At 60.3% G+C, this 24,391-nt stretch carries 25 protein-coding genes; 18 read left to right on the top strand and 7 right to left on the bottom strand.

What is annotated here, in order from left to right; translation table 11 throughout:
- Positions 1 to 44 precede the first annotated feature (44 nt).
- Entirely contained in the window at positions 45 to 1,463 is a 1,419-nt protein-coding gene (locus tag C1Y42_RS06410; protein ID WP_104093056.1) for a PLP-dependent aminotransferase family protein, read from the bottom strand.
- Between the two features lie 86 nt (positions 1,464 to 1,549).
- Here C1Y42_RS06410 and C1Y42_RS06415 point away from each other — a divergent pair, with 86 nt between their 5' ends.
- Complete coding sequence (locus tag C1Y42_RS06415) at positions 1,550 to 1,993, top strand: rhodanese-like domain-containing protein (protein ID WP_058769886.1); 444 nt, start codon at positions 1,550 to 1,552, stop codon at positions 1,991 to 1,993.
- A 14-nt stretch (positions 1,994 to 2,007) separates the two neighbouring features.
- On the opposite strand, the gene flk is transcribed toward C1Y42_RS06415, so the two are convergent.
- The 4 genes from flk to C1Y42_RS06435 form a co-directional block, all read right to left on the bottom strand.
- Entirely contained in the window at positions 2,008 to 3,039 is a 1,032-nt protein-coding gene (gene flk, locus C1Y42_RS06420; protein WP_059009109.1) for a flagella biosynthesis regulator Flk, read from the bottom strand.
- 119 nt (positions 3,040 to 3,158) lie between these two features.
- Positions 3,159 to 4,667: a tripartite tricarboxylate transporter permease gene (locus tag C1Y42_RS06425; protein WP_058775828.1), complete on the bottom strand. Its 1,509-nt coding sequence runs from the start codon at positions 4,665 to 4,667 to the stop codon at positions 3,159 to 3,161.
- Between the two features lie 12 nt (positions 4,668 to 4,679).
- Complete coding sequence (locus C1Y42_RS06430) at positions 4,680 to 5,111, bottom strand: tripartite tricarboxylate transporter TctB family protein (protein WP_021509169.1); 432 nt, start codon at positions 5,109 to 5,111, stop codon at positions 4,680 to 4,682.
- Between the two features lie 11 nt (positions 5,112 to 5,122).
- Complete coding sequence (locus C1Y42_RS06435; RefSeq protein WP_104093250.1) at positions 5,123 to 6,100, bottom strand: tripartite tricarboxylate transporter substrate binding protein; 978 nt, start codon at positions 6,098 to 6,100, stop codon at positions 5,123 to 5,125.
- A 120-nt stretch (positions 6,101 to 6,220) separates the two neighbouring features.
- On the opposite strand from C1Y42_RS06435, the gene tctD reads away from it, so the two are divergent.
- Together tctD and C1Y42_RS06445 are read left to right on the top strand one after the other, a co-directional pair.
- Positions 6,221 to 6,892, top strand: a complete 672-nt coding sequence (tctD, locus tag C1Y42_RS06440; protein ID WP_104093057.1) for a transcriptional regulator TctD — start codon at positions 6,221 to 6,223, stop codon at positions 6,890 to 6,892.
- Complete coding sequence (locus C1Y42_RS06445; protein WP_104093058.1) at positions 6,883 to 8,259, top strand: sensor histidine kinase; 1,377 nt, start codon at positions 6,883 to 6,885, stop codon at positions 8,257 to 8,259. Before tctD ends, C1Y42_RS06445 begins: the two co-directional genes overlap by 10 nt.
- Here C1Y42_RS06445 and C1Y42_RS06450 read toward each other — a convergent pair.
- Positions 8,246 to 9,151 (bottom strand): DMT family transporter, encoded by a 906-nt coding sequence (locus C1Y42_RS06450; RefSeq protein WP_104093059.1) that lies wholly within the window; start codon positions 9,149 to 9,151, stop codon positions 8,246 to 8,248. The two genes, C1Y42_RS06445 and C1Y42_RS06450, sit on opposite strands and share 14 nt — an antisense overlap.
- A 95-nt stretch (positions 9,152 to 9,246) precedes the next feature.
- Here C1Y42_RS06450 and C1Y42_RS06455 point away from each other — a divergent pair, with 95 nt between their 5' ends.
- The 15 genes from C1Y42_RS06455 to hisP all read left to right on the top strand — a co-directional run bounded on the left by C1Y42_RS06455 (position 9,247) and on the right by hisP (position 23,334).
- The gene (locus C1Y42_RS06455; protein WP_021509174.1) at positions 9,247 to 10,026 is read left to right on the top strand and encodes a helix-turn-helix domain-containing protein; all 780 of its coding nucleotides are present in this window, start codon (positions 9,247 to 9,249) and stop codon (positions 10,024 to 10,026) included.
- Between the two features lie 57 nt (positions 10,027 to 10,083).
- Positions 10,084 to 11,220 (top strand): 4-phosphoerythronate dehydrogenase PdxB, encoded by a 1,137-nt coding sequence (pdxB, locus tag C1Y42_RS06460; RefSeq protein ID WP_104093060.1) that lies wholly within the window; start codon positions 10,084 to 10,086, stop codon positions 11,218 to 11,220.
- Positions 11,221 to 11,297: 77 nt separating this feature from the next.
- Entirely contained in the window at positions 11,298 to 12,308 is a 1,011-nt protein-coding gene (locus tag C1Y42_RS06465) for an aspartate-semialdehyde dehydrogenase (RefSeq protein WP_104093061.1), read from the top strand.
- Complete coding sequence (gene truA / locus C1Y42_RS06470) at positions 12,308 to 13,120, top strand: tRNA pseudouridine(38-40) synthase TruA (RefSeq protein WP_058758421.1); 813 nt, start codon at positions 12,308 to 12,310, stop codon at positions 13,118 to 13,120. The genes C1Y42_RS06465 and truA overlap by 1 nt, the downstream gene beginning before the upstream one ends.
- Positions 13,121 to 13,147: 27 nt before the next feature.
- Positions 13,148 to 13,810 carry a DedA family protein gene (locus C1Y42_RS06475; RefSeq protein ID WP_010617492.1) on the top strand — a complete coding sequence of 221 codons (663 nt, stop codon included), beginning with the start codon at positions 13,148 to 13,150 and terminating at the stop codon, positions 13,808 to 13,810.
- 132 nt (positions 13,811 to 13,942) lie between these two features.
- The gene (gene accD, locus C1Y42_RS06480; protein WP_021509178.1) at positions 13,943 to 14,851 is read left to right on the top strand and encodes an acetyl-CoA carboxylase, carboxyltransferase subunit beta; all 909 of its coding nucleotides are present in this window, start codon (positions 13,943 to 13,945) and stop codon (positions 14,849 to 14,851) included.
- 72 nt (positions 14,852 to 14,923) lie between these two features.
- Complete coding sequence (gene folC, locus C1Y42_RS06485; protein WP_104093062.1) at positions 14,924 to 16,192, top strand: bifunctional tetrahydrofolate synthase/dihydrofolate synthase; 1,269 nt, start codon at positions 14,924 to 14,926, stop codon at positions 16,190 to 16,192.
- The gene (gene dedD / locus C1Y42_RS06490; RefSeq protein ID WP_058769894.1) at positions 16,182 to 16,931 is read left to right on the top strand and encodes a cell division protein DedD; all 750 of its coding nucleotides are present in this window, start codon (positions 16,182 to 16,184) and stop codon (positions 16,929 to 16,931) included. The genes folC and dedD overlap by 11 nt, the downstream gene beginning before the upstream one ends.
- 250 nt (positions 16,932 to 17,181) lie before the next feature.
- Positions 17,182 to 17,667 carry a colicin V production protein gene (cvpA, locus tag C1Y42_RS06495; protein WP_021509181.1) on the top strand — a complete coding sequence of 162 codons (486 nt, stop codon included), beginning with the start codon at positions 17,182 to 17,184 and terminating at the stop codon, positions 17,665 to 17,667.
- A gap of 33 nt (positions 17,668 to 17,700) precedes the next feature.
- Positions 17,701 to 19,218, top strand: a complete 1,518-nt coding sequence (gene purF, locus C1Y42_RS06500; RefSeq protein ID WP_021509182.1) for an amidophosphoribosyltransferase — start codon at positions 17,701 to 17,703, stop codon at positions 19,216 to 19,218.
- A 113-nt stretch (positions 19,219 to 19,331) separates the two neighbouring features.
- Positions 19,332 to 19,901 (top strand): UbiX family flavin prenyltransferase, encoded by a 570-nt coding sequence (locus C1Y42_RS06505; RefSeq protein ID WP_058769895.1) that lies wholly within the window; start codon positions 19,332 to 19,334, stop codon positions 19,899 to 19,901.
- A 274-nt stretch (positions 19,902 to 20,175) separates the two neighbouring features.
- On the top strand, positions 20,176 to 20,958 hold the full coding sequence (argT, locus tag C1Y42_RS06510; RefSeq protein ID WP_104093063.1) for a lysine/arginine/ornithine ABC transporter substrate-binding protein ArgT: 783 nt from the start codon (positions 20,176 to 20,178) through the stop codon (positions 20,956 to 20,958).
- 194 nt (positions 20,959 to 21,152) lie between these two features.
- Complete coding sequence (locus tag C1Y42_RS06515; protein ID WP_021509185.1) at positions 21,153 to 21,839, top strand: histidine ABC transporter permease HisQ; 687 nt, start codon at positions 21,153 to 21,155, stop codon at positions 21,837 to 21,839.
- Positions 21,836 to 22,552 carry an ABC transporter permease gene (locus C1Y42_RS06520; RefSeq protein ID WP_021509186.1) on the top strand — a complete coding sequence of 239 codons (717 nt, stop codon included), beginning with the start codon at positions 21,836 to 21,838 and terminating at the stop codon, positions 22,550 to 22,552. Before C1Y42_RS06515 ends, C1Y42_RS06520 begins: the two co-directional genes overlap by 4 nt.
- Before the next feature lie 8 nt (positions 22,553 to 22,560).
- Positions 22,561 to 23,334 (top strand): histidine ABC transporter ATP-binding protein HisP, encoded by a 774-nt coding sequence (gene hisP / locus C1Y42_RS06525; RefSeq protein ID WP_058769896.1) that lies wholly within the window; start codon positions 22,561 to 22,563, stop codon positions 23,332 to 23,334.
- Between the two features lie 102 nt (positions 23,335 to 23,436).
- Here hisP and C1Y42_RS06530 read toward each other — a convergent pair whose 3' ends face one another.
- Positions 23,437 to 24,384: a sugar-binding transcriptional regulator gene (locus tag C1Y42_RS06530; protein ID WP_031280034.1), complete on the bottom strand. Its 948-nt coding sequence runs from the start codon at positions 24,382 to 24,384 to the stop codon at positions 23,437 to 23,439.
- Positions 24,385 to 24,391 lie beyond the last annotated feature (7 nt).

Consider the following 24,391-nt stretch of genomic DNA (forward strand, 5'->3'; position numbering starts at 1 on the left):
AAGGCCGGTTAATCCGGCCTTTGTTGTTTTTGTCGCTGACGGATTCAGGTTGCCAGCAGCCTTACCAGCTTCGCGCAGGCGCGGTCAATTTCGCCGGGCGTCAACGCGGCAAAGCCGAGTATCCAGCCTTGCTGTTTCGATGCGCCGGCGTAAAGGGGTGACAGCGGCGGCAGCAGCAGACCGTCGGCCTGCGCCTGTTGCGTGAGCCGCGCCTCATCTCCCTGTAATAACTCAACTGTCAATTGCAACCCGCCTGTCGCCGGCAGCGGTCGCAGCCACGGCTGCAGGTGCTGTTCGATCTGTGTCAGCAGCCGATCGCGCCGGCTATGATAGAGCTGACGCATCAGCCGCAGGTGGCTGGCGAAATAGCCTTGCTGGATAAATTCGGCGGTGATCGCCTGCGGCAGCAGGGCGCTGTGGCCGTCCAGTACGCTGCGTGCGCGACCCAGCGCCGTCACCAGCGCCGCGGGCACCACCATCCACGCCAGCCGCAGCGATGGAAACAGGGTTTTGGAAAAGGTACCCAGGCTAATTACCCGGCTATCGGCTTCCATCCCCTGCAGCGCCGGCGCCGGGCGACCGTCATAGTGAAATTCACTGTCGTAGTCATCCTCGATCAGCCAGCTGTCGTGCTGACGTGCCCACGCCAGCCACTGCAGCCGCCGCGCGAGGCTCATCGGTGTGCCGGTCGGATACTGGTGGCCGGGCGTCAGATACACCAGTTGCGCCCGGCCGCTGAGTGGCAGCGCGCCCTGATCGTCCAGCGGCATGGCACGGCAGCGGGCACCGGCGGCGAGAAAGGCGTTCCGTGCGCCACGGTAGCCCGGCTCCTCTAGCCACACTTCATCCTCTGCATCCAGAAACATCAGCGCCAGCAGCTGCAGCGCCTGCTGTGAACTGGTGAGCATGATGACCTGCTCAGCCGTACAGCGCACGCCGCGCGACAGCGCCAGATAATCCGCCACCGCCTGGCGCAGCGGCGCATAACCGAGCGGATCGCCATAGCCCATTACCTGACTGCCCAGCGCGCGCTGTACGCTGTGGCTCAGCCGCTGCCACTGGCGGTGCGGAAACGCGCGCAGTTCCGGTGATCCGGCGGCAAAGGCAAGGGGAAAAGGGGGATCCTGGCAGCCACCGGTCGCCAGCACCTGCGTGCCGCGCTGCGAAAAACGCGGTGCGCGCTGCGCTGTCGCCTTTTCCGCCGGTGGCGGCAGCGCGATGGCGACGAAGGTGCCGCGTCCGCTGTGCCGCTGCACGTAGCCTTCGCTCTCCAGCTGGCTGTAAGCGGCCTCGACCGTTACGCGTGACAGCGCCAGATCGGCAGCCAGCTGGCGGCTGGAGGGCAGCTTCTGCCCGAAGCGCAAATGGCCGCTGACAATGGCCTGGCGCAGCGTAGCGCACAGCCGCTGACGTAAGCCGCCCTGCGTCTGATGGCGAAACAGCGGCAAAAAGGCGTGGTGCATAATGGTCTTATTGTTCCGGTCAATGTGGTATCAGGATGCAGACCACTTTGCCGTACACTGCAGGGACATCACAACAGGAGAATGCCATGTCAGCCGTTTTGTTTTATCCGCCCGCCAGCCCGCAGCACAGCGTGGCTTATTTGCAGCACAAACTCAGCTATTACACCGATGCCTGGGATCTGGCGGCGGATTTGGCGCAGGGCGTCACGCAGATTGTGGTGATTGATGCCCGCAGCCGCGACGCATATCAGGCCGGACATATCTGCGGTGCGCTGTCGTTGCCGCATCGCGAGATGGATGCAGCCAGCACCGCGCGGCTCGATCGTCACCGCGTCTATGTGACTTACTGCGACGGCATCGGCTGCAACGGTTCGACCAAAGCGGCGCTAAAGCTGGCTGAGCTGGGGTTTCAGGTTAAAGAGCTGATTGGCGGGCTGGATTTCTGGAAGCGCGACGGCCACCCGATGGCGTGGGGCGCGGCGGCAGGCGAGTGGCCCGCCGCGGCACCCGCGGCGGAGTGCGGCTGCTGAGCGCGATGGCTTAACTACAGCAGCAGCCAGAGCAAAAAGAAGAACAGCGCCAGGCCGAGCACCAGCGTCAGCGCCGGGCGCTGCGCCAGTGGACGCGGCAGAATTTCAACAAACGGTGCCCAGATTGGCTGCGGACGCAGCTCGCTGTCGGCCAGCGGCGTTTCGCTGTTGCGCTCGGCGCGGCGGCTGAACAGCAGCATCAGCAGATCCTGACTCTGCGCCGGTGTCAGCAACGTCTGCGGCGTGGCCTGGAAGCGCTGCAGGCTGTAATCCTCGAGCATACGCTGCTCGTCGTGGCTCAGCGGCTGTTTGAGCGAGCTTTCCAGCAGCTGCAGCGTCGGCGCGCTGTGCTGGCTCAGCGTCTGGCGCACCTGTAAAAACTGCGTCAGCAGCGGGAAGTGGCGCGACGGAACCGGGTCGCCACTCTTCAGATTGACCAGTTTCAGCGTGTCGGCCAGCACTTTTACCGGCGATTCCCCGGTCGCGGCGGCAAGGCGTGTGACCTGCTGGTTGAGCGCCTGCTGTTCGGCCGGTAACAGGGTGCGATCGGTGGTGCGCGTCTGCTGCGGCTGCGGGATCGCCATCTGACCGTTCTGCAGCATGGTCAGCACCTGACGCAGCTGATCCTGGCTCAGCGCGCTCAATACCGTCTGATTAAACTGCTGACGGATAAAGTCGCTCACCGCCTGACGATTGTTGCCCTGCGGCAGTTTTTCCAGCAGCTGCTGCAACAGCTGGCGCGTGGCGTGGCTGTTCTGCACTTGCGTCAGACGGCTGTTAAGATGCTGCTCGGCCGCCGGGAAGTGGCGCGACTGCAGCTCGGCGTCATTTTTTACGCCCACTTCATGACGGATGCCAGCCCACAGTTCGGGCGCTTTCAGCGTGCTGAGTGACATGATACGGACGATCAGGCGTTCCAGCGTGGTGCGCTGGGCCGGGGAGAGCGGCTGTTCACCTGCCGCAGCGCCGGGGCGGCCTGCGCCGTTAGCCGGGTTAACAGATGAACGATCGCCCGCGGGCACACCGGGACCGCTGAGAGGTTGCATGGCGGAATCCTTGAAAAACGAGTCAGATCCGGGTGCGCCGGAAAAACGATGGCACATGATAGCAAAAGCCCCCGGGAAATCCACGGGGGCGGCAGGGAGAAAAACAATAAGACACGGATTTATTCTGCGGCGGCCAGCTTCATGCGCTTGCGACGCCAGCGCTTCCACAGCGGCGGCACCACCAGCACGGCGACAGCCAGCACCAGCAGCACTTTACAGATCAGGCTTTCCCACAGAATCGGCAGGTTGCCGTTGCTGATTGACAGCGCGCGGCGCAGGTTCTGCTCCAGCATTTCGCCCAACACAAAGCCGAGAATCAGCGGCGACATCGGGAAATCCATCTTACGCAGGATATAGCCGAAAATGCCCAGCCCGACCATCAGCAGCAGGTCAAACGTAGTGCTGTGCACCGCATACACGCCCACCGCCGAAATCGCGGCAATTGCCGGTACCAGGAACCACAGCGGAATGGTCAGCATGCGCGCAAAGATGTTGATCATCGGGATGTTCATGATCAGCAGCATCACGTTACCGATCAGCAGCGCGGCGATCAGGCCCCAGACGATGTCCGGCTGTTCGGTAAACATCGCCGGACCGGGCGTGATGTTATACAGCGTCAGCGCGCCGACCATCACCGCCGTGGTGCCGGAGCCGGGAATGCCCAGCGTCAGCATCGGGATAAACGATCCGCAGGCTGAGGCGTTGTTCGCCGCTTCCGGCGCTGCCACGCCGCGAATGTCACCCTTGCCAAACTGATCGCTGCCGCTGATTTTCTTCTCACTCATATAGGCAATGGCGCTGGCGATGGTGGCGCCGGCCCCTGGCAGCACGCCGACAAAGAAGCCAATGAACGAGGCGCGCAGCGTTGCGCCGGTGGCCTGTGCCGCCTCTTTCATATTGAACAGCATGCGGCCGCTGGCGCGCACCATCTTCTGGCCGCTGCTGGTGGACTCCAGCATCAGCAGAATTTCGCTCACCGAGAACAGGCCGATGACCACCACCACAAACTGGATGCCGTCTGAGAGATGCACGCTGTCAAAGGTAAAGCGATAAACGCCGGTATTCGCATCGACGCCCACCGTCGCCATGCCGAGGCCGATCAGTGCAGCAAGAAACGACTTCAGCGGGTTGTGGCTCATCATGCTGCCGAGACAGGCAATCGCGAACACCATCAGCGCGAAATACTCTGCCGGACCAAACGCCAGCGACCAGTTGGCGAGGATTGGCGCAAACAGAATGATGCCGATGATGGCGATGGTTGAGCCGATAAATGAGCTGACCGCCGAGATCGACAGCGCCACGCCGGCTTTGCCCTGCTGCGCCATCGGATAGCCATCCAGCGCGGTCATGATCGCGCCGGCATCCCCCGGCACGTTAAGCAGAATCGACGAGATGCGCCCGCCATATTCGCAGCCGATGTACACCGTTGCCAGCAGGATCAGCGCGGATTCCGCCGGTAAGTGCAGCGCAAACGCCAGCGGCATCAGAATTGCGACGCCGTTAATCGGCCCAAGCCCCGGCAGCAGGCCGACGATGGTGCCGATAAAGCAGCCAATCAGGGCGATCATCAGGTTTTCCGGCGTCATGGCGACGGCGAAACCCTGCATCAGAAAAGACCAGGTATCCATAAGTGACTCCCGTTAGCTCAGCCAGCTGCCGAAGGGCAGGGTGACATCCAGCAGATGATCGAAGGCGTAGAACAGTGAAATGCCCATTACCGCGCCGGAGAGCGCCGCCGCCCACCAGCGCGCACCAAACAGCATGCCGATGCCAAAGGTCAGCAGCGTGGTACACAGGGCAAAACCAAGACGCTCAAACAGCCAGCCGTAGACGATTAGCATCACGCACAGCGCCAGCAGCTTTTTCAGCGTCGAGGCCACCGGCCACTGCACGCTGTCCGGCTTGCGCAGCAGCATCATCACCGCGCAGATCGCCATCAGCCCGAGCAGCAGCAGCGGGAAAGGGCGCGGGCCAACCGGTTCGTAGCTGTACTCGCTCTGAATCTGCCAGCCGATAAACAGTCCGGCCAGGCACAGCACCAGCCAGACGGCAGCAAAAATACGATCGCTCATGTGCGCCTCCGTTATTTCGCCAGGCCGAAGGATTTCGCCTGTTCGCGATAGTCAGCCACCTGTTTTTTCACGTAAGCGTCCAGCTCGCTCCCGAACAGGTTGAACTCAAACAGACCGCGCAGATCGCGCTGCTGCTGAAACTCTTTGGTGGTGACCAGTTTTTTAAACGCCTGTTCCCACCACTGATAATCGGCGTCGCTGACTTTAGGGCCGAGGTAATAGCCGCGAATGATCGGCCACTCGACGTTAAAGCCCTGCTCTTTGGCGGTCGGGATGTCAGCCAGTTCGCCCGGCAAACGTTTATCGCTCATCACGGCCAGCACGCGCATCTTGCCGCTTTGCAGATGGGGCACCATTTCGCTCATGTCGCCTGATACCACCTGGATGTGATTGCCAAGCAGCGCGGTGACCGGTTCGCCGCCGCCTTCAAACGCCACATAGCGCATTTTGCGCGGATCGATACCGGCTTCCCGTGCCAGCAGCGCGGTTTTCATCCAGTCCTGGCTGCCGATGGAGGCACCAGCGCCGACCACCACTTTAGTCGGATCCTGTTTCATCGCCTCCAGCAGTTCGCCCAGCGTTTTCCACGGCGCGTCAGCGCGCACGGCGACCATGCCGTAGTCCGTACCAATGGCCGCCAGCCACTTCACGTCATCCACTGAGTAACGACCAAACTTGCCCTGTGACAGGTTCAGCAGCGACCCGCCGGAGAAGGCCACCAGCGTGCCTGCTTCGGCGGGCCGCTGCGCAATGATGGCGTTATATGCCACGGCACCGACGCCGCCCGGCATGTAGGTGACGCGCATCGGCGTGGTGATCTGCCCGGTTTCCTGCAGGGAAACCTGGATCAGTTTACAGGTCAGATCAAAACCGCCGCCGGGTTTGGCCGGGGCGATACATTCGGTCCGCTCGGGTGCTGCGGCCTGAGCCGCCGCGAGGGAAAAAGCCAGCAGGGTTGTGGCAAAGGCGGTGCGCATTGTTTTTTTCATCTGTCGCTCCATTGTTTCTTCCAGAGTGTGATTGCCACCGAACATTCGGGGTTGCTGAATTGTTAAAACAGCAACCTTTCATTTACCTTTCAGCCATCGGCAAAACTAACAGGATGTGATATGCGTCTCTTACTGGTGGAAGATACCGTGGAGCTGGCCAACTGGCTGCAGAAAGCGCTGACGCAAAAAGGCTTCGCCGTGGACTGGGTGGCCGACGGCGTGGCGGCGGATCATGTGTTGCAGAGTGAGGATTATGCGCTGGTGGTACTGGATGTGTCGCTGCCGCGGCTGGATGGCCTTGCGGTGCTGGCGCGCCTGCGCAAGCGCGGACAACGCGTGCCGGTGCTGTTGCTCACCGCACAGAGCGCGCTGCAACAGCGCGTGCAGGGGCTGAATGCGGGCGCCGATGATTACCTCACCAAGCCGTTTGAGCTGGACGAGCTGGACGCGCGGCTGCGCGCGCTGCTGCGCCGCAGTCAGGGCCAGGCCACGCAGACGCAAAGCCTCGGCCAGCTGGAACGCGATGCGGAAGGCTATTTCCTGCTGAATCACAAGCCGCTGCCGCTGACGCCGCGCGAGGCCAGCGTGCTGTCGACGCTGATGCAGCGCCCGGGAAGGCCGGTGTCGCGCCAGCATCTGTACGAGCAAACGTTCACGCTGGCGGATGAGGCCAGCCCGGAGAGCATTGAGCTGTATGTGCATCGGGTGCGTAAAAAGCTGGCGGGCAGCGACGTGGCGATCGTCACATTGCGCGGCCTCGGTTACAGCCTGGAGTGCCAGCCGTGCGACTGATCCACTCGCTGCGCGGTGAACTGCTGGCGTGGCTGGGCGCGCCGCTGCTGCTGCTGTGGGGATTGTCGGTCTACACCCATTATCAGAGCGCGCTGCAGGCGGCGAATCAGGCTTACGATCGCTCGCTGCTGGCCTCGGCGCGCACCGTGGCCGAGCGGCTGGTGGTGCGTCATCAACGCCTGGAGGTGGATGTGCCCTGGGTGGTGCTGGACAGCTTTGAGCGCAACATGAACGATCAGCTGTTCTATCAGGTGATTTCGCCCGAAGGTCGCACGCTGTCCGGCTACCCGGATTTACCGCTGGTGCCGGGCAACGCGCCGCTGTCCGATGTCTATCCGGCGCTGGTGCATTTCTACGATGCGCACTACCGCAAGCAGCCGATTCGCGTGGCCGCGCTGTGGCAGCCGGTGAACGAGGAAGGGGTGCAGGGCATGGCGCTGGTACTGGTGGCGGAAACGCTCAATTCGCGTCACGCCTTTGCCGACAGTCTGCTGCGCACCGCGCTGATCAGCCAGAGTTTTCTGGTGCTGATTACGCTGCTGCTGGCCGGGCTGCTGCTGCGTAAAGTGCTGCGCCCGCTGCGCCGGCTGTCACGCATGATGCTGCGCCGCGCGCCGGGCGAACTGACACCGCTGCCGTCGCTGCTGCCGTGGTCAGAACTGCAGCCGCTGATCATCGCCTTCAACCGCCATCTGGAGCGGCTGCGCGGACTGCTGGCACGGCAGGAGCGCTTTAGCGCCGATGTGTCGCACCAGCTGCGCACGCCGCTCACCATTCTGAAAACCCAGGTCGGCGTCGCGCTCAGCAGCGACGATCCACAACAGTGGCGCGAAAGCCTGCAGGGCATGCGCCACACGCTGGACGACACCGTTCAGCTCACCGATCGCCTGCTGCAGCTGGCGCAAATCAAGGCGCGCCACGGCGAAGACAAGCCTTTCAGTGAGGTTAACCTGAGCGACATCGTGCAGCAGGCCTGTTTTAGCGGTTATGCGGCGGCGCGGCGTAAACAGATCGACCTGGGGTTTGAAGAGCAGGCGGCGAGCCAGGTGCAGGGCGATGCGCTGTTGCTGGCCGAGCTGTGCGCCAATCTGCTGGATAACGCCATCAAATACACGCCGCACGGCGGCACGGTGACTGCGCGGCTGCGGCAAAAGGTGCTGGAAATTGAAGACAGCGGGCCGGGCATCGCGGCGGATCAGCAGCGTCAGGCACTGCAGCCGTTTGGCCGGCTCGATCACGCCAGCCAGCCCGGCGCGGGCATTGGACTGGCGCTGGTGCAGGATATCTGCGCCTGGCACGGCGCGCAGCTGCAGCTGGACCGCAGCCCGCAGCTGGGCGGCCTGCGGGTGACGGTTAGCTTTCGCTGATCGGCGGAGTCATCGCGCGCGCTTTACGCAGCGGGGTTTTCAGCCGCTGCGCCAGGATCACCCCGACCAGCGTCAGACCGCCGCCAATCCAGTGATAAGCATGCAACTGTTCGTGCAGGAACAGCACGGCAATGATGGCGGTAAACACCGGCACCACGTTCATGAAAATACTGGTGGTGCTGGCGCCGAGGCGCTGCACGCCAAGGATCCACAGGAACGGCGCCACAATCGAGGCAAACAGCCCGGCGAACAGCACCAGCGGAATATTGTCGGCATTCAGCGCCACCTCCGGCGCGTGCCAGAAGCCGGGCAGCAGCAACAGCACGCCGAAGAAGATTTGCACGTACAGGCTTTGCCACGTCGGCAGCGGGATTGCCCAGCGCTTCGTCAGTACGCCGTACAGCGCGTAGGAGGTTGAGGCTGCCAGCATCATCAGCTCGCCGTTACCGAGGCGCTGGCTGAGCAGCTGTGCCGGGTTGCCGGCACTCACCAGCCACACCAGCCCGGCAAACGACAACAGGCCGCCAATCAGAATGCCGCGCGTCGGCGCAAGGCGCAGTACCACCAGGCTGAGCAGGATGGTCAGCAGCGGAATGGTGGCGCCAAGAATCCCCATCATCACCGCCGAAACGCTGTGTGCCGCATAATAGGCGAGGCTCTGGTACAGCACCATGCCGAGCAGGCCCAGCACCAGTAAGCGCCACAGCTGGCTTTTGATGGTGTGACGATGGCGCCATACGCCCGGCAGGCAGAAGGGCGTGAGTACCAGCAGCGCCAGCAACCAGCGGTAAAAGGAGATGGCAGCAGGATCGATGCTGCCGGCAGACAGCTTGCTGACGATGGTGTTGATCGACCAAATCAGCACCGCCACCAGCGGTAACAATAAGTTCATAGTACGGCTCCAAATGTAAATCGCGACTAGCTTACGTTTGACCGGTTTAAAGCAGATAGTTAAAATCGGACAAAATTCGTTAGTGACCGGACAGAATGAATCTTCAGGTTGAGTATCAGCCACCGCGCGACGCGCCGCTGCTGCGTTTTTTCATGCGCTATGAGCAAACCAACGCCAAAACCGAATACCTGCCGCACCAGCACGACTGGGGCCAGGCGATTTTCGTCACCAGCCACGTGCTGGAGATGGAAGTGGAGGGCGAGCGGCTGCTGACGCCAGCCGAGATGCCGATCTGGATCCCGCCGGGCCAGCGCCACAGCAGCTACAACCATTGTCAGGCGCAGTTTCGCACCTTCAACCTTGCCGCTGATTTATGCGCCGGCATGCCGGAGAAAGCCTGCCTGCTGAGCGTGGACGCCATCGTGCACGCCATCATGAATGATTTTGCCCGCCGCGCGCTGGAGCAGCCGCAGAGCGACGCCGACTGGCGGCTGTGCGAAGTGCTGATTGATCGGCTGCGTCTTGCACCGGTGAACACCAGCTATCTGCCGATGTCCGACGATAAATTCCTCGCACCGATTTTGCGCGCGCTGGAAGAGAACCCGGGTGATAACACCACGCTGGCACAATGGGCGAAGCGCGTGTTTACCACCGAGCGTACGCTGGCGCGGCGCTGTCAGCAGCAGCTGCAGATGTCATTCAGCGAGTGGCGCCAGCGTTTACGCTTTTTGCGCGCGATTGCGCTGCTGGAGCAGGGCTGCAGCGTGCAGGGCATCGCCCACGAGCTGGGTTACAGCTCCGCCTCTGCGCTGATCGTGATGTTTCAACAGCAGGCGGGCACCACGCCGGATCGCTATCGCAGTCGGTTAGGTTAATCCCCGGCTTTGTGCCATGATATGCCCCGTTTATTTCAAGCAGACAGGACCGCCGCCGTGAAAATTCTCGTCGATGAAAATATGCCCTACGCCCGTGAACTGTTCAGCCGCACCGGAGAGGTGGTGGCGGTGCCGGGTCGCCCGCTGCCGATAGCCGAACTGCAGGATGCCAGCGCGCTGATGGTGCGCTCCGTCACCAAAGTGGATGCCGCGCTGCTGGCCGGCACGCCGGTGAAGTTTGTCGGCACCGCCACTGCCGGCACCGATCATGTCGATGATGCCTCGCTGGCGGCGGCCGGGATCGGCTTCTCGGCCGCGCCGGGCTGTAACGCGATTGCGGTGGTGGAGTACGTGTTCTCCGCGCTGCTGCTGCTGGCCGAACGCGACGGCTTTGATCTGCGCGATCGCACCGTGGGCATCGTCGGCGTCGGTAACGTGGGCGGACGGCTGGCTAAACGCCTCGCCGCGTGGGGAGTAAAAACCCTGCTGTGCGATCCGCCGCGCGCCGATCGCGGCGATGACGAAGATTTCCACTCGCTCGACGCGCTGGTGGCACAGGCCGATATCCTGACCTTTCACACGCCGCTGTTTAAAGACGGCCGCTACAAAAGCTGGCATCTGGCGGATGCCGCGCTGCTGATGGCGCTGCGCCCCAACACCATTCTGATCAATGCCTGCCGGGGGCCGGTGGTGGATAACGCCGCGCTGCTGGAGGTGCTCCGGCTGCGTAACGATCTCAGCGTGGTGCTGGACGTGTGGGAACCGGAGCCGGATCTCAACCTCGATCTGCTGGACAAGGTCGATATCGCCACTGCGCATATCGCCGGTTATACCCTTGAAGGGAAGGCGCGCGGCACCACCCAGGTGTTTGAGGCGTGGAGCGAATTTATCGGTCAGCCGCAGCAGGTGGCGCTGGACACGCTGCTGCCGCGCCCTGAATTTGACACCATTACGCTGCACGGCAGGCTCGATCAGCCGACGCTGAAACGCCTGGTACATCTGGTGTATGATGTGCGCCGCGACGATGCGCCGCTGCGCAAAGTGGCCGCGCAGCCGGGCGAATTTGATCGCCTGCGCAAGCAGTATGTCGAGCGCCGCGAGTGGTCTTCGCTGCAGGTGATCTGTGATGACGCGGAGAGCGCGGCGCTGCTCAATCAGCTTGGCTTCAGCGCCACGCTGCAGGCGAATCACTAATCTCTGATTTTTCTGAATTAATGGGCGATGCATGTCATCGCCTCTCTTTTTTATGTCATTGTCTGGAGTAAACCAACATGTCTGACGGCTGGAATATTGCGCTACTGGGCGCGACAGGCGCAGTAGGGAACGCTGTACTGGAACTGCTGGCGGAACGCCAGTTCCCGGTTGGTGAGTTATATCTGCTGGCGAGTGAAAACAGCGCCGGTGAAAGCGTACGCTTTGATGGCCGCTCGCTGCGCGTGCAGGACGCCGCAGAATTTGACTGGGCGCAGGCGCAGCTGGCGTTCTTTACCGCCGGTCGCGAGGCGTCGGCGCGTTATGCCGAAGAAGCCGCCAGCCAGGGTTGCCTGGTAATCGACAGCAGCGACCTGTTCGCGCTGGAGCCGGACGTGCCGCTGGTGGTGCCGGATGTCAATCCACAGGTGCTGGCGGATTACCGTAATCGCAACATCATTACCGTGGCCGATGCGCTGGTGAGCCAGCTGTTAAGCGCCATCAAACCGCTGGTGGATACCGCCGGTTTAGGCCGTCTGCAGGTGACCAACCTGGTGTCGGTCTCCAGCCACGGCAAAGCGGCGGTAGACGGCCTGGCCGGTGAGAGCGCGCGGCTGCTGAACGGCGTACCGGCCGATGAGCACTATTTTGGCCGCCAGCTGGCGTTCAACTTGCTGCCGCAGCAGGCGGACAGTGCCGGCAGCGTGGCGAGCGAGCGCCGGCTGGTCGATCAGGTGCGTAAAGTGCTGCAGGACGAAGGATTACCGATTGCGGTAAGCAGCGTGCAGGCGCCGGTGTTCTACGGCAACGCGCAGATCGTCTATATCGAAAACCTGCGGCCGCTGTCGGCGGAGGAAGCGCGTGACGAACTGGCGCGCGCCGACGATATCAGCCTGAGCGACGACGGTGATTACCCGACGCCGGTCAGCGACGCCTCCGGCAGTGAAGCCCTGAGCATTGGCAGCGTGCGCAACGACTACGGCATCCCGGAGCTGCTGCAGTTCTGGTCGGTGGCCGACAACATCCGCTTCGGCGGCGCGCTGATGGCGGTGAAAACCGCAGAGAAGCTGGTGCAGGAGTATCTGTATTAATGCTGGAAGACGCGACCCCGTTTAAGCTGGCGCTCGGCATTGAGTATGACGGCAGCCGTTACTACGGCTGGCAGCGCCAGAATGAAGTACGCAGCGTGCAGGAAAAGCTGGAAAAAGCACTGGCGAAAGTGGCCAATCACCCGGTGAACGTGTTTTGCGCCGGACGCACCGACGCGGGCGTGCACGGCACCGGCCAGGTGGTGCATTTTGAGACCACCTCCTCGCGTGCCGACAGCGCCTGGACGCTGGGCGTGAACGCCAACCTGCCGGACGATATTGCGGTGCGCTGGGTGAAAGCGGTGCCGGAAAGCTTTCACGCGCGCTTCAGCGCCACCGCGCGCCGTTATCGCTACGTGATCTACAACCAGCGGCTGCGCCCGGCAATTCTCGGTAACGGCATTACCCATTTTTACCATCCGCTGGATGCGGAAAAGATGCACCGCGCCGCCCAGGCTTTACTGGGTGAGAACGATTTTACCTCGTTCCGTGCAGTTCAGTGCCAGTCGCGCACGCCGTGGCGCAACGTGATGCATCTCAACGTCACGCGCCTGGGGCCGTACGTGATTGTGGATATCAAAGCCAACGCCTTCGTGCATCACATGGTGCGCAATATCGTCGGCAGTCTGCTGGAGATTGGCTGCGGCAATCAGCCGGAAACGTGGATGGCCACGCTGCTGGCGGCAAAAGATCGCACGCTGGCGGCGGCAACGGCGAAAGCCGAAGGGCTGTATCTGGTGGCGGTGGATTACCCTGCTCAGTTTGCGTTACCTCAGCCTGCGCTGGGACCGTTGTTCCTCGCGGATTCATTTTAATCGGAAAGTGTCAGGGAGTTAGCTGTTATGGAGTTTATCCACTTTATCGTCGATTTCATTCTGCACATTGACGTGCATCTGGCCGAGCTGGTGGCGCAGTACGGCATCTGGATTTACGCCATTTTGTTCCTGATTCTGTTCTGTGAAACCGGGCTGGTGGTTACGCCGTTCCTGCCGGGTGATTCGCTGCTGTTCGTCGCCGGTGCGCTGGCGGCGCTGCCGGGCAACGACCTCAACGTGCACCTGATGGTGACGCTGCTGGTGATTGCCGCGATCCTCGGCGACGCGGTTAACTACACCATTGGCCGGCTGTTTGGCGAGAAGCTGTTCAGTAACCCGAACTCGAAAATTTTCCGCCGCAGCTACCTCGACAAAACCCACGCGTTTTACGATCGCCACGGCGGCAAAACCATTATACTTGCGCGCTTTGTGCCAATCGTGCGAACCTTTGCCCCCTTTGTGGCGGGAATGGGACACATGTCTTATCGCCACTTCGCGCTCTTTAACGTGACAGGCGCGCTGCTGTGGGTCCTGCTATTCTCCTATGCCGGTTACCTGTTTGGTGACCTGCCGGTGGTGCAGGAAAACCTTAAGTTGCTGATTGTCGGCATCATCATTGTCTCGGTACTGCCAGGCGTGATTGAAGTGTGGCGTCACCGCCGCCAGGCGCGTCAGCACAAGTCGCAGTAAGCCTGTTACCAGATTTTTATCCACAGCGTGAACGGGTTGTGGTTTAATGAGCGACATTTACGGCCTGCTGAAGGTGATTTCAGCAGTAACGACAAGACTGGACCAGGTCAGCATTAAACAGAAAGGTCATCAATGAGCTGGATTGAACGCATACTGAATAAAAGCACTACCACGCCTTCGCGCAAAGCCAGCATCCCGGAAGGGGTGTGGACCAAATGCGATAGCTGTGGTCAGGTGCTGTACCGCGCCGAGCTGGAGCGCAACCTTGAAGTCTGCCCGAAGTGCGACCACCACATGCGTATGCACGCGCGCGAGCGTCTGCATAGCCTGATGGATGAAGGTTCGATGACAGAGCTGGGTAGCGAGCTGGAACCGAAAGACCTGCTCAAGTTCCGCGACTCGAAGAAGTACAAAGATCGTCTGGTTGCGGCACAGAAAGAGACCGGCGAGAAAGATGCGCTGGTGGTAATGAAAGGCCAGCTGCACGGTATGCCGGTGGTGGCTGCCGCGTTTGAGTTCTCCTTTATGGGCGGCTCAATGGGCTCGGTGGTCGGCGCCCGTTTCGTGCGTGCGGTTGAGCAGGCGCTGGAAGACAACTGCCCGCTGATCTGCTTCTCCGCCTCTGGCGGTGCGCGTATGCAGGAAGCGCTGCAGTCGCTGATGCAGATGGCGAAAACCAGTGCGGCGCTGGCAAAAATGCAGGAGCGCGGTCTGCCGTATATTTCGGTACTGACTGACCCGACCATGGGTGGCGTCTCCGCCAGCTTCGCGATGCTGGGCGATTTGAACGTCGCAGAGCCAAAAGCGCTGATCGGCTTTGCCGGCCCACGCGTGATTGAACAGACGGTACGTGAAAAGCTGCCGCCGGGCTTCCAGCGCAGTGAGTTCCTGATCGAAAAAGGCGCGATCGACATGATCATCCGTCGTCCGGAAATGCGCTTTAAGCTGGCCAGCCTGCTGGCGAAAATGATGAACCTGCCGGCACCGCTGCAGGATGGTGATCGCCCGACTGCGGCTGAGCCGGAGAGCAACGAAGCCTGACAGGCAACCGAAAGGCGCATATCAATGCGCCTTTTTATTCACGCACTACATCGTAAAGAGCTAACAGGGCACATGGACACTCTTCACCTCCCGCAAGCCACGTCGCCTCTGGCCACGTGGCTTCATTATCTTGAGCATCTGCATTCTCAGGCCATCGATCTGGGCCTGGACCGTATTCAGCGCGTCGCCGCACGCCTCGACCTGCTAAAACCCGCTCCGTTTGTCTTCACCGTCGCCGGCACCAACGGCAAAGGCACCACCTGCCGTACGCTGGAAACCCTGCTGATGGCCGCAGGCTATCGCGTTGGCGTCTACAGCTCGCCGCATCTGGTGCGTTACACCGAACGCGTGCGCGTGCAGGGCGCTGAGCTGGATGAAGCCCGGCACAGCGCTAGCTTTGCCGCCATCGAGGCCGGACGCGGCGATATTTCGCTCACCTACTTTGAGTTTGGCACGCTGTCCGCGCTCAATCTGTTCCGTGAAGCGCAGCTGGATGTCGTGATTCTGGAAGTGGGGCTGGGCGGCCGGCTGGATGCGACAAACATTGTCGACGCCGACGTGGCGGTGATCACCAGTATTGCGCTGGACCACACCGACTGGCTGGGGCCGGATCGCGCCAGCATCGGCCGCGAGAAGGCTGGCGTATTCCGCGGCGGTAAACCGGCGGTGGTCGGCGAGGCCGATATGCCTGACACCATTGCCCAGGTGGCCGCGGAGAAGGGTGCGCAGCTGTTACAAATTAACCGCGACTGGCAGTGGCAGCGCGAGGGCGACAGCTGGACGCTGCAGGATGCCCGGGGTGAACTGCGCGATCTGCCGCTGCCCCAGGTGCCGCTCCCTAACGCGGCCACCGCCATTGCGGCGCTGCGCGCTTCCGGCCTGACGGTGAGCGAGGCGCTGATTCGTCAGCATCTGCCGCTGGCGATTCTGCCGGGACGTTTCCAGACGGTCAGCACCGCGCCGCGCGTGATCCTTGATGTGGCACACAATCCGCATGCGGCTTATTATCTGGCTTCACGTCTCGCTGAGCTGCCGGCACACGGCACAGTGCATGCGGTGGTTGGCATGCTGCACGACAAGGATATCGCCGGGACGCTGGCCGCGCTGGCACCGCAGGTCAACCGCTGGTACTGCGCGCCGCTCGACGGCCCGCGCGGGGCGTCCGCTGATGAGCTGATGGCGCATCTGCAGGGCGGCAGCGCCTGGCAGAGCGTTGAAGCCGCGTGGCAGGCGGCGCGGCAGCAGGCTCAGCCCGACGATGTGATTCTGGTGTGCGGCTCGTTCCACACCGTGGCGCAGGTAATGCAATCGATGGCAGCGGAGAACGGCAGTGGCAAGTAAGTTTCAGAATCGTTTAGTGGGCACGGTGATTCTGGTGGCGATTGGCGTCATCGTGTTGCCGGGTCTGCTGGACGGTAAGAAAAAGCATTATAAAGAGGAGTTCGCGGCGATTCCGCTGGTGCCAAAGCCTGACGATCAGCAGGACAGCGAAATGGTGCCGCCGGTGACGCAGCCGCTGCCGTCGCAGCCGCCGGAAGGGGCAAGCGCGGCGCAGCAGGCGCCCGCCAGCAGCGCAACGCAGAGCAGTGCCGCCAGCGGCAGCACGCAGCCAGCGCAAAACAGCCAGCCCAGCGTCGTGACGCCGCCGCCGGTGCACCAGCAGCAGAAACCGGCAGAGCAGGTGAAGCCGAAGCCGGTGGAGCAGCCGAAGCCTAAACCGGTGGAGCAGCCGAAACCGAAGCCGGCAGAACAACCGAAAGCGACAGAACAGCCAAAAACTACAGAGCAACCTAAAGCGGCGGAAACGCCGAAGCAGAGCGAACCGGCCGCGCCAGCAGGACAGGCGTATGTGGTACAGCTCGGCGCGCTGAAGAACGCCGCCAAAGTGAATGAGATCGTGGCGCAGCTGCGGCTCTCCGGCTATCGCGCCTTTACCGTGCCGTCGACGCCGGTGCAGGGGCAGATCACCCGTATTTACGTGGGGCCGGATGCGTCCAAAGCGAAACTGCAGGGCGCACTCGGCGAGCTGAAAGGCATCTCCGGCCTCGGCGGCGTTGTGAAGCCGTACAGCACACGCTGATCAACTGATAAGCCGCGCCGATAGCAGAAACAGGCGCGGCTTTTGGCGTGTTTTTTAGCGAAGCGTTACTGAAAATTTATGGAATATCAGCAGGTTAAATGGCTGACATCAACAAGGGCGAGGAAAGTTTTTTTCATCGCCCTTTTTCTCGGGACAGAACCGGAAAACCCTACGCAAACGTTTTCTTTTTCTGTTAGAATGCGCCCCGAACTGGATGCAGGGGTGCAAATGCACTGTACTGGAAGCGTTCATGATCTGGATTGATTACGTCATTATTGCGGTAGTTGGTTTTTCGGCTCTGGTCAGCCTGATTCGCGGGTTTGTCCGGGAAGCCTTATCTCTTGTTACCTGGGGATGCGCGTTTTTTGTCGCCAGTCATTACTACGCCTACCTTGCAGTCTGGTTTACAGGTTTTGACGACGAACTGGTTCGCAACGGCATCGCCATCGCGGTGTTATTCGTTGCCACCCTGATTGTGGGTGCCATCGTGAACTATGTGATCGGCTCGCTGGTTGAGAAAACCGGCTTGTCGGGAACCGACAGGGTGTTGGGGGTCTGTTTCGGGGCGTTGCGTGGCGTGCTGATTGTATCCGCCATTCTCTTCTTCCTTGATACATTCACCGGCTTTTCAAAAAGTCCGGACTGGCAACAGTCTCAACTCATTCCCCAGTTCAGTTACATCATCAGGTGGTTTTTCGATTACCTGAAAAGCACGTCGAGTTTTTTACCCCGGTAACACCGGGAGTGCGGCTAATGAGGAAATGACAACATGTGCGGTATTGTTGGTATCACCGGTTTTATGCCAGTAAACCAGTCGATCTATGACGCGTTAACGGTGCTGCAGCACCGCGGGCAGGATGCCGCCGGCATTTGTACCATCGATGCGCTGAACTGCTTCCGTCTACGTAAGGCCAATGGCCTGGTCAGCGACGTGTTTGAAGCGCGCCACATGCAGCGTTTGCAGGGAAATATGGGTATCGGCCACGTGCGTTATCCGACTGCCGGCAGCTCCAGCGCCTCTGAAGCGCAGCCCTTCTACGTGAACTCGCCGTACGGCATCACGCTGGCTCACAACGGTAACCTGACCAACGCCCATGAACTGCGCAAGCAGCTGTTCGAAGTCGGTCGCCGTCATGTGAATACCACCTCAGATTCCGAAATCCTGCTCAACATCTTTGCTCAGGAGCTGGATCGTTTTCAGCACTATCCGCTGGAAGCTGACAACATTTTTGCTGCCGTGGCGGCGGTGCATCAGCAGGTGCGCGGTGCTTACGCCGTGGTGGCGATGATTATCGGTCACGGCATGGTTGCGTTCCGCGATCCTAACGGTATCCGTCCGCTGGTACTGGGCAAGCGTGAGCTGGCCGATGGCCGCACCGAATACATGGTGGCCTCAGAGAGCGTGGCGCTGGATACGCTCGGCTTCGAATTTATTCGTGACGTTGCGCCAGGCGAAGCGGTGTACATCACCGAGCAGGGTCAGCTCTCGACGCGCCAGTGCGCAGAGAACCCGAAAAGCAATCCGTGCCTGTTCGAGTACGTTTACTTTGCGCGTCCGGACTCGTTCCTCGACAAGATCTCCGTCTACAGCGCACGCGTGCGCATGGGCACCAAGCTGGGCGAGAAAATTGCCCGCGAGTGGGAAGATCTCGATATTGACGTGGTGATCCCGATTCCGGAAACCTCGACCGATACCGCGCTGGAGATCGCCCGTATTCTTGATAAGCCGTACCGCCAGGGTTTTGTGAAAAACCGCTACGTGGGCCGTACCTTTATTATGCCGGGCCAGCAGCTGCGCCGCAGTGCGGTGCGCCGTAAGCTCAACGCCAACCGCGCTGAGTTCCGCGATAAAAACGTGCTATTGGTGGATGACTCGATTGTGCGCGGCACCACCTCTGAGCAGATTATCGAGATGGCGCGTGAAGCGGGCGCGAAACGCGTCTATCTGGCGTCGGCGGCACCGGAAATTCGCTTCCCTAACGTCTACGGCATCGATATGCCGAGCGCTACCGAGCTGATTGCGCACGGCCGTGAAGTGGAAGAGATTCGTCAGCTGATTAAAGCCGATGCGCTGATTTTCCAGGATCTGCAGGATCTGATCGACGCGGTGCGTGAAGAGAACCCGGATATTGCCCAGTTCGAATGCTCAGTGTTCAACGGCATCTACGTCACCAAAGACGTTGATCTGCAGTATCTGGAATATCTGCAGTCGCTGCGTAACGACGATGCTAAAGCGATTGCGCGTCAGAACGAAGTGGAGAACCTGGAACTGCATAACGAAGGTTAAGGTCAGTCTCAGGCAGACGAAACAGGGCGGGCGCAATCCCGCCCTGTTTGTTTTTGTATTTATGGCGGCGGAGCGGCTATTATTGGCGCACTCTTTTGCAGCAAGGCTGAATTATGAAACGACTCATCATTGGTATTTCCGGCGCCAGCGGCGCGATCTACGGCGTGCGTATGCTGCAGGTGCTGCAACCGTTAGCCGAAGTGGAAACCCATCTGGTGATGAGCCCGGCGGCGCGGCAAACGCTGGCGCTGGAGACCGATTACAGCCTGCGTGACGTGCAGGCGCTGGCCGATGTGGTGCACGATGTGCGCGATATCGCCGCCAGCATCTCGTCCGGCTCGTTCAAAACGCTGGGTATGGCAATTCTGCCATGTTCCATGAAGACCCTGTCGGGCATTGTGCACAGCTACAGCGACAGTCTGCTGACGCGCGCCGCCGACGTGGTGCTGAAAGAGCAGCGCCGGCTGGTGCTGTGCGTGCGGGAAACCCCGCTGCATCTCGGTCATCTGCGCATGATGACCACTGCCGCCGAACTCGGCGCGCTGATTATGCCGCCGGTGCCGGCGTTTTATCACCGCCCGCAGCGTATCGACGATTTGATTGATCAGACGGTCAACCGCGTGCTGGATCAGTTTGATATCGAGCTGCCGGAAGATCTGTTTACCCGCTGGCAGGGTGCATGATGGTGCAATAATGCACTGAATGCGTGCAAAAGCGCGGGGCCGATCACTGTTCGTGCATCTTGTGCACCAAAAGTTAACAATCTCACTTTTTCTTCCTCACACCGCTGTTATATTTCCCTCACAAACTAAGTGCTTGCGTCGCAGATGGACGCGGTATTTAGTGCGCCTGCGCACAGTTTCGCCGATTTGCACAACTGGCATGAAACCTGCAAAACATTCAGCGCAAACACATCACGCACCACATAACAATAAGCACTTCACTTGAGGGTTACCTATGAAAAAGCGAGTTCTGGCTCTTTCTCTGATGCTGGCTATGTCCGGCGCTGCGAGCGTGTTCGCAGCGGTACCGCAGTCGCTGCGCATCGGGACCGATCCAACTTACCCGCCGTTTGAGTCCAAGAACTCGCAGGGCCAGCTGGTTGGCTTTGATATCGACCTGGCCAACGAGATCTGTAAGCGTATCAAGACCAAATGTACTTATGTGGAAAGTGATTTCGATGCGCTGATCCCGTCGCTGAAAGCGAAGAAGATCGACGCCATCATCTCTTCACTCTCAATCACCGAGAAACGTCAGGAAGAGATCGCCTTCTCGGAAAAACTGTATGCAGCGAACGCGCGTTTAGTGGCGCCGAAGGGGTCTAAACTGCAGCCGACCATTGAGTCGCTTAAGGGCAAGAACATTGGTCTGCTGCAGGGCACCACGCAGGAAACCTACGCCAATGAATACTGGCGTCCAAAAGGGGTGACCGTCACGCCGTATGCCAACCAGGATCTGGTGTATCAGGACCTGAATGCTGGCCGTATTGACGCGGCGTTCCAGGATGAAGTGCAGGCGAGCGAAGGCTTCCTTAAGCAGCCGGTCGGAAAAAACTACGCCTTCGCCGGTCCGGCGGTGAAAGATGACAAAATCTTTGGCGTCGGCACCGGTATGGGCCTGCGTAAAGATGACGCCGATCTGAAAGCTGCCATCGACAAAGCCTTTAACGACATGCGAAAAGACGGTACCTACGACAAGATTGCGAAGAAGTACTTTGATTTCAACGTTTACGGCGATTAAGACTCCTGTTCCTGAACGGGTGTATTGAGTCACGCTAACGTGGGTCATAACTATTCACTCCGGGCGCTTACTTATGTAAACTCCCGGAGTTCATACGCTTGCCACCATCCTTCCGTGATTCACATCCCTGGTCAGGACTGTCCGTGTGTTGTTGGACAGCGTTTGTTTATTTCCCTCACGACAGGATCGAACCCATGTTGTATGGCTATTCTGAAGTAATTCTCAAAGGCACGCTGGTGACTCTTGAGCTGGCGCTCAGCTCGGTGGTACTGGCCGTGGTGCTGGGCCTGATAGGGGCCGGCGCCAAACTCTCCCGCAATCGCCCGCTGGCGATGATTTTTGAAGGCTACACCACGCTAATCCGTGGCGTGCCCGATTTGGTGCTGATGCTGCTGATCTTTTACGGTCTGCAGATTGCCCTCAACGCCGTAACCGATGCGCTCGGCATGGCGCAGTTTGATATCGACCCGATGGTGGCCGGTATTATTACGCTCGGCTTCATCTACGGTGCTTACTTCACTGAAACCTTCCGTGGCGCGTTTCTCGCGGTGCCGAAAGGGCAGATTGAAGCCGCCACCGCCTTCGGCTTTACCGGCTCGCAAACTTTCCGTCGCATTCTGTTCCCGGCGATGATGCGCTTTGCGCTGCCCGGCATCGGCAACAACTGGCAGGTGATCCTCAAAGCCACCGCGCTGGTGTCGCTGCTCGGCCTTGAAGATGTGGTAAAAGCCACGCAGCTGGCCGGCAAAAGTACCTGGCAACCGTTCTACTTCGCGATTGTGGCCGGGGTGATTTATCTGGTGTTTACCACGCTGTCCAACGGCGTGCTGTGGTGGCTTGAACGTCGCTACTCGGTAGGGGTGAAAAGGGCAGAGTTATGATCGAGATTATTCAGGAGTACTGGAAACAACTGCTCTGGACCGACGGTTACCGTTTTACCGGCGTGGCCATCACGCTGTGGCTGCTGATTCTGTCCGTAGTGATTGGCGGCAGCCTTGCGGTGCTGCTGGCCATCGCGCGCGTCTCGCCAAATCGCTATATCTCCACGCCGGTGTGGCTGTTTACCTATGTGTTTCGCGGCACGCCGCTGTATGTGCAGCTGCTGGTGTTCTATTCCGGCATGTACACGCTGGAGGTGGTGAAAGGCTCCGAGCTGCTGAACGCCTTCTTCCGCAGCGGCCTGAACTGTACGCTGCTGGCATTTACCCTGAACACCTGTGCTTATACCACCGAGATTTTTGCCGGTGCCATTCGCGCCGTGCCACACGGTGAAATCGAAGCCGCGCGCGCCTATGGTTTCTCGCCGTTTAAACTCTACCGCTGCATCATTCTGCCGTCGGCGCTACGCACCGCGCTGCCCGCTTACAGCAATGAAGTGATTCTGATGCTGCACTCCACCGCGCTGGCGTTCACCGCCACCGTGCCGGATTTGCTAAAAATCGCGCGCGATATCAACTCGGCGACCTATCAGCCGTTCACCGCGTTCGGCATCGCTGCGGTGCTGTACCTGATTATCTCTTACGTGCTGATTAGCCTGTTCCGCCTCGCGGAGCGCCGCTTCCTCGCGCACGTGAAACCCTCTTCGTCGCACTGAGTATGACTATGGCTGAAAATAAATTAAGCGTTACCGAACTGCATAAGCGTTACGGTGAACATGAAGTTCTGAAGGGCGTGTCGCTGCAGGCCAACGCCGGCGATGTGATCAGCATTATTGGCTCGTCCGGTTCCGGGAAAAGTACCTTTTTACGCTGCATCAACTTCCTCGAAAAGCCGAGTGAAGGCACCATCGCGGTTAACAACGAGGCGATAAACCTGGTGCGCGACACCGATGGCCAGCTGAAAGTGGCCAACAAGGAGCAGCTGCGTTCGCTGCGTACCCGGCTGACCATGGTGTTCCAGCACTTCAATTTGTGGAGCCACATGACGGTGCTGGATAACGTCACTGAAGCACCGATTCAGGTGCTGGGGCTGAGCAAAGCCGAAGCGCGTGAGCGGGCAATTAAATACCTCGATAAAGTCGGTATTGATGCGCGCGCGCGTGCCAAATATCCGGTGCATCTGTCAGGCGGCCAGCAGCAGCGTGTCTCGATTGCCCGCGCGCTGGCGATGGAGCCGGAAGTGTTGCTGTTTGACGAACCCACCTCGGCGCTCGATCCGGAGCTGGTAGGCGAAGTGCTGCGCATCATGCAGAAGCTGGCCGAAGAGGGCAAAACCATGGTGGTAGTGACGCACGAGATGGAGTTCGCCCGTCACGTATCCAACCACGTGATTTTTCTGCATCAGGGCAAAATCGAAGAGCAGGGCGCGCCAGACGAACTGTTCGGCAACCCGAAAAGTCCGCGCCTGCAGCAGTTTTTGAAGGGATCGTTGAAATAGGTTTCTGAACCGTTGCGGCGCAATGTATTGCGCGTTTCCCGGCGATGCGGCGGACAAATCCGCGCGATACATCGCGCCGCGACGAATCACAGAAATTTTTAATTAATCATGCAGCAGTTTCAGCGCGGTGTCTTCATCCGTCACCAGCCCGGAGATCCAGCCGCCGTGCAGCGCGGCGTGAATCGCTGCGTATTTGCGCGCGCTGCCGGCAAAGCCGATGATATTGCGCTGCGTCTGGCTCTCCAGCAGCACGCTGGTCAGCAGCTCGTCGGTTTCGCCGTATACCCGCTCTCCCTGCTGATTGAAAAAATGCCCCAGCATTTCACCCACCACGCCGCGCGCGTTGAGCGCTTCTACCTGCGCATCGGTGATAAAGCCTTCGGCATTGAGCGGGCAGCCCGGCATCACTTCGCCAATGCCGACAAACGCCACGTTCGCCTGCAGCGCACGCTGGGTGACGCGCTGATAGACCTGATGCTGCACCCACATCGTCTTATCCTGCGGCGTGTCAGCATACAGCGGCGCCGGAATGAAGAAATATTTGCCCTGCATCTTCTCCGCCATTTTCAGCGGTACGTCGTAGCGGGTACCGGAATCGTCACGCGCAATCGCACCGATCATCGACACACACTGATGCTGTGGCCGTTCAACCCACGGCAGCGCATCAATCATCGAGCGCAGCGTTTTACCGGAACCGATGCCAAACACCTGCGGGGTCTCTTCGTTGATAAACTGCGCCATCACCGCCGCGCCTTCCACCGCCAGCATTTGCTGAATCGCCTCATCATCCAGCCCGGCTGACGGCACTACGCGGCACAGCGTCAGGCCAAACTTTTGTTCGATCTCGCGCGCCAGATGCAGGCAGTGCGTGACCGGATGGTCGATCTTCACGCTGACCATGCCCATTTCACGTGCGCTGGAGACCAGCCGCTGCGCCACCTGCCGCGATAAGCCCAGCGCGCGCGCAATCTCCTGCTGCGTGACGCCCGCCACGTAATACATCCACGCTGCCCGCGCCGCCAGCTCCTGCTTCTTCTCTTCTCTGCTCATCGCCTTG

Source organism: Pantoea sp. ICBG 985, from assembly GCF_002928365.1.
Lineage (GTDB): Bacteria > Pseudomonadota > Gammaproteobacteria > Enterobacterales > Enterobacteriaceae > Pantoea > Pantoea dispersa.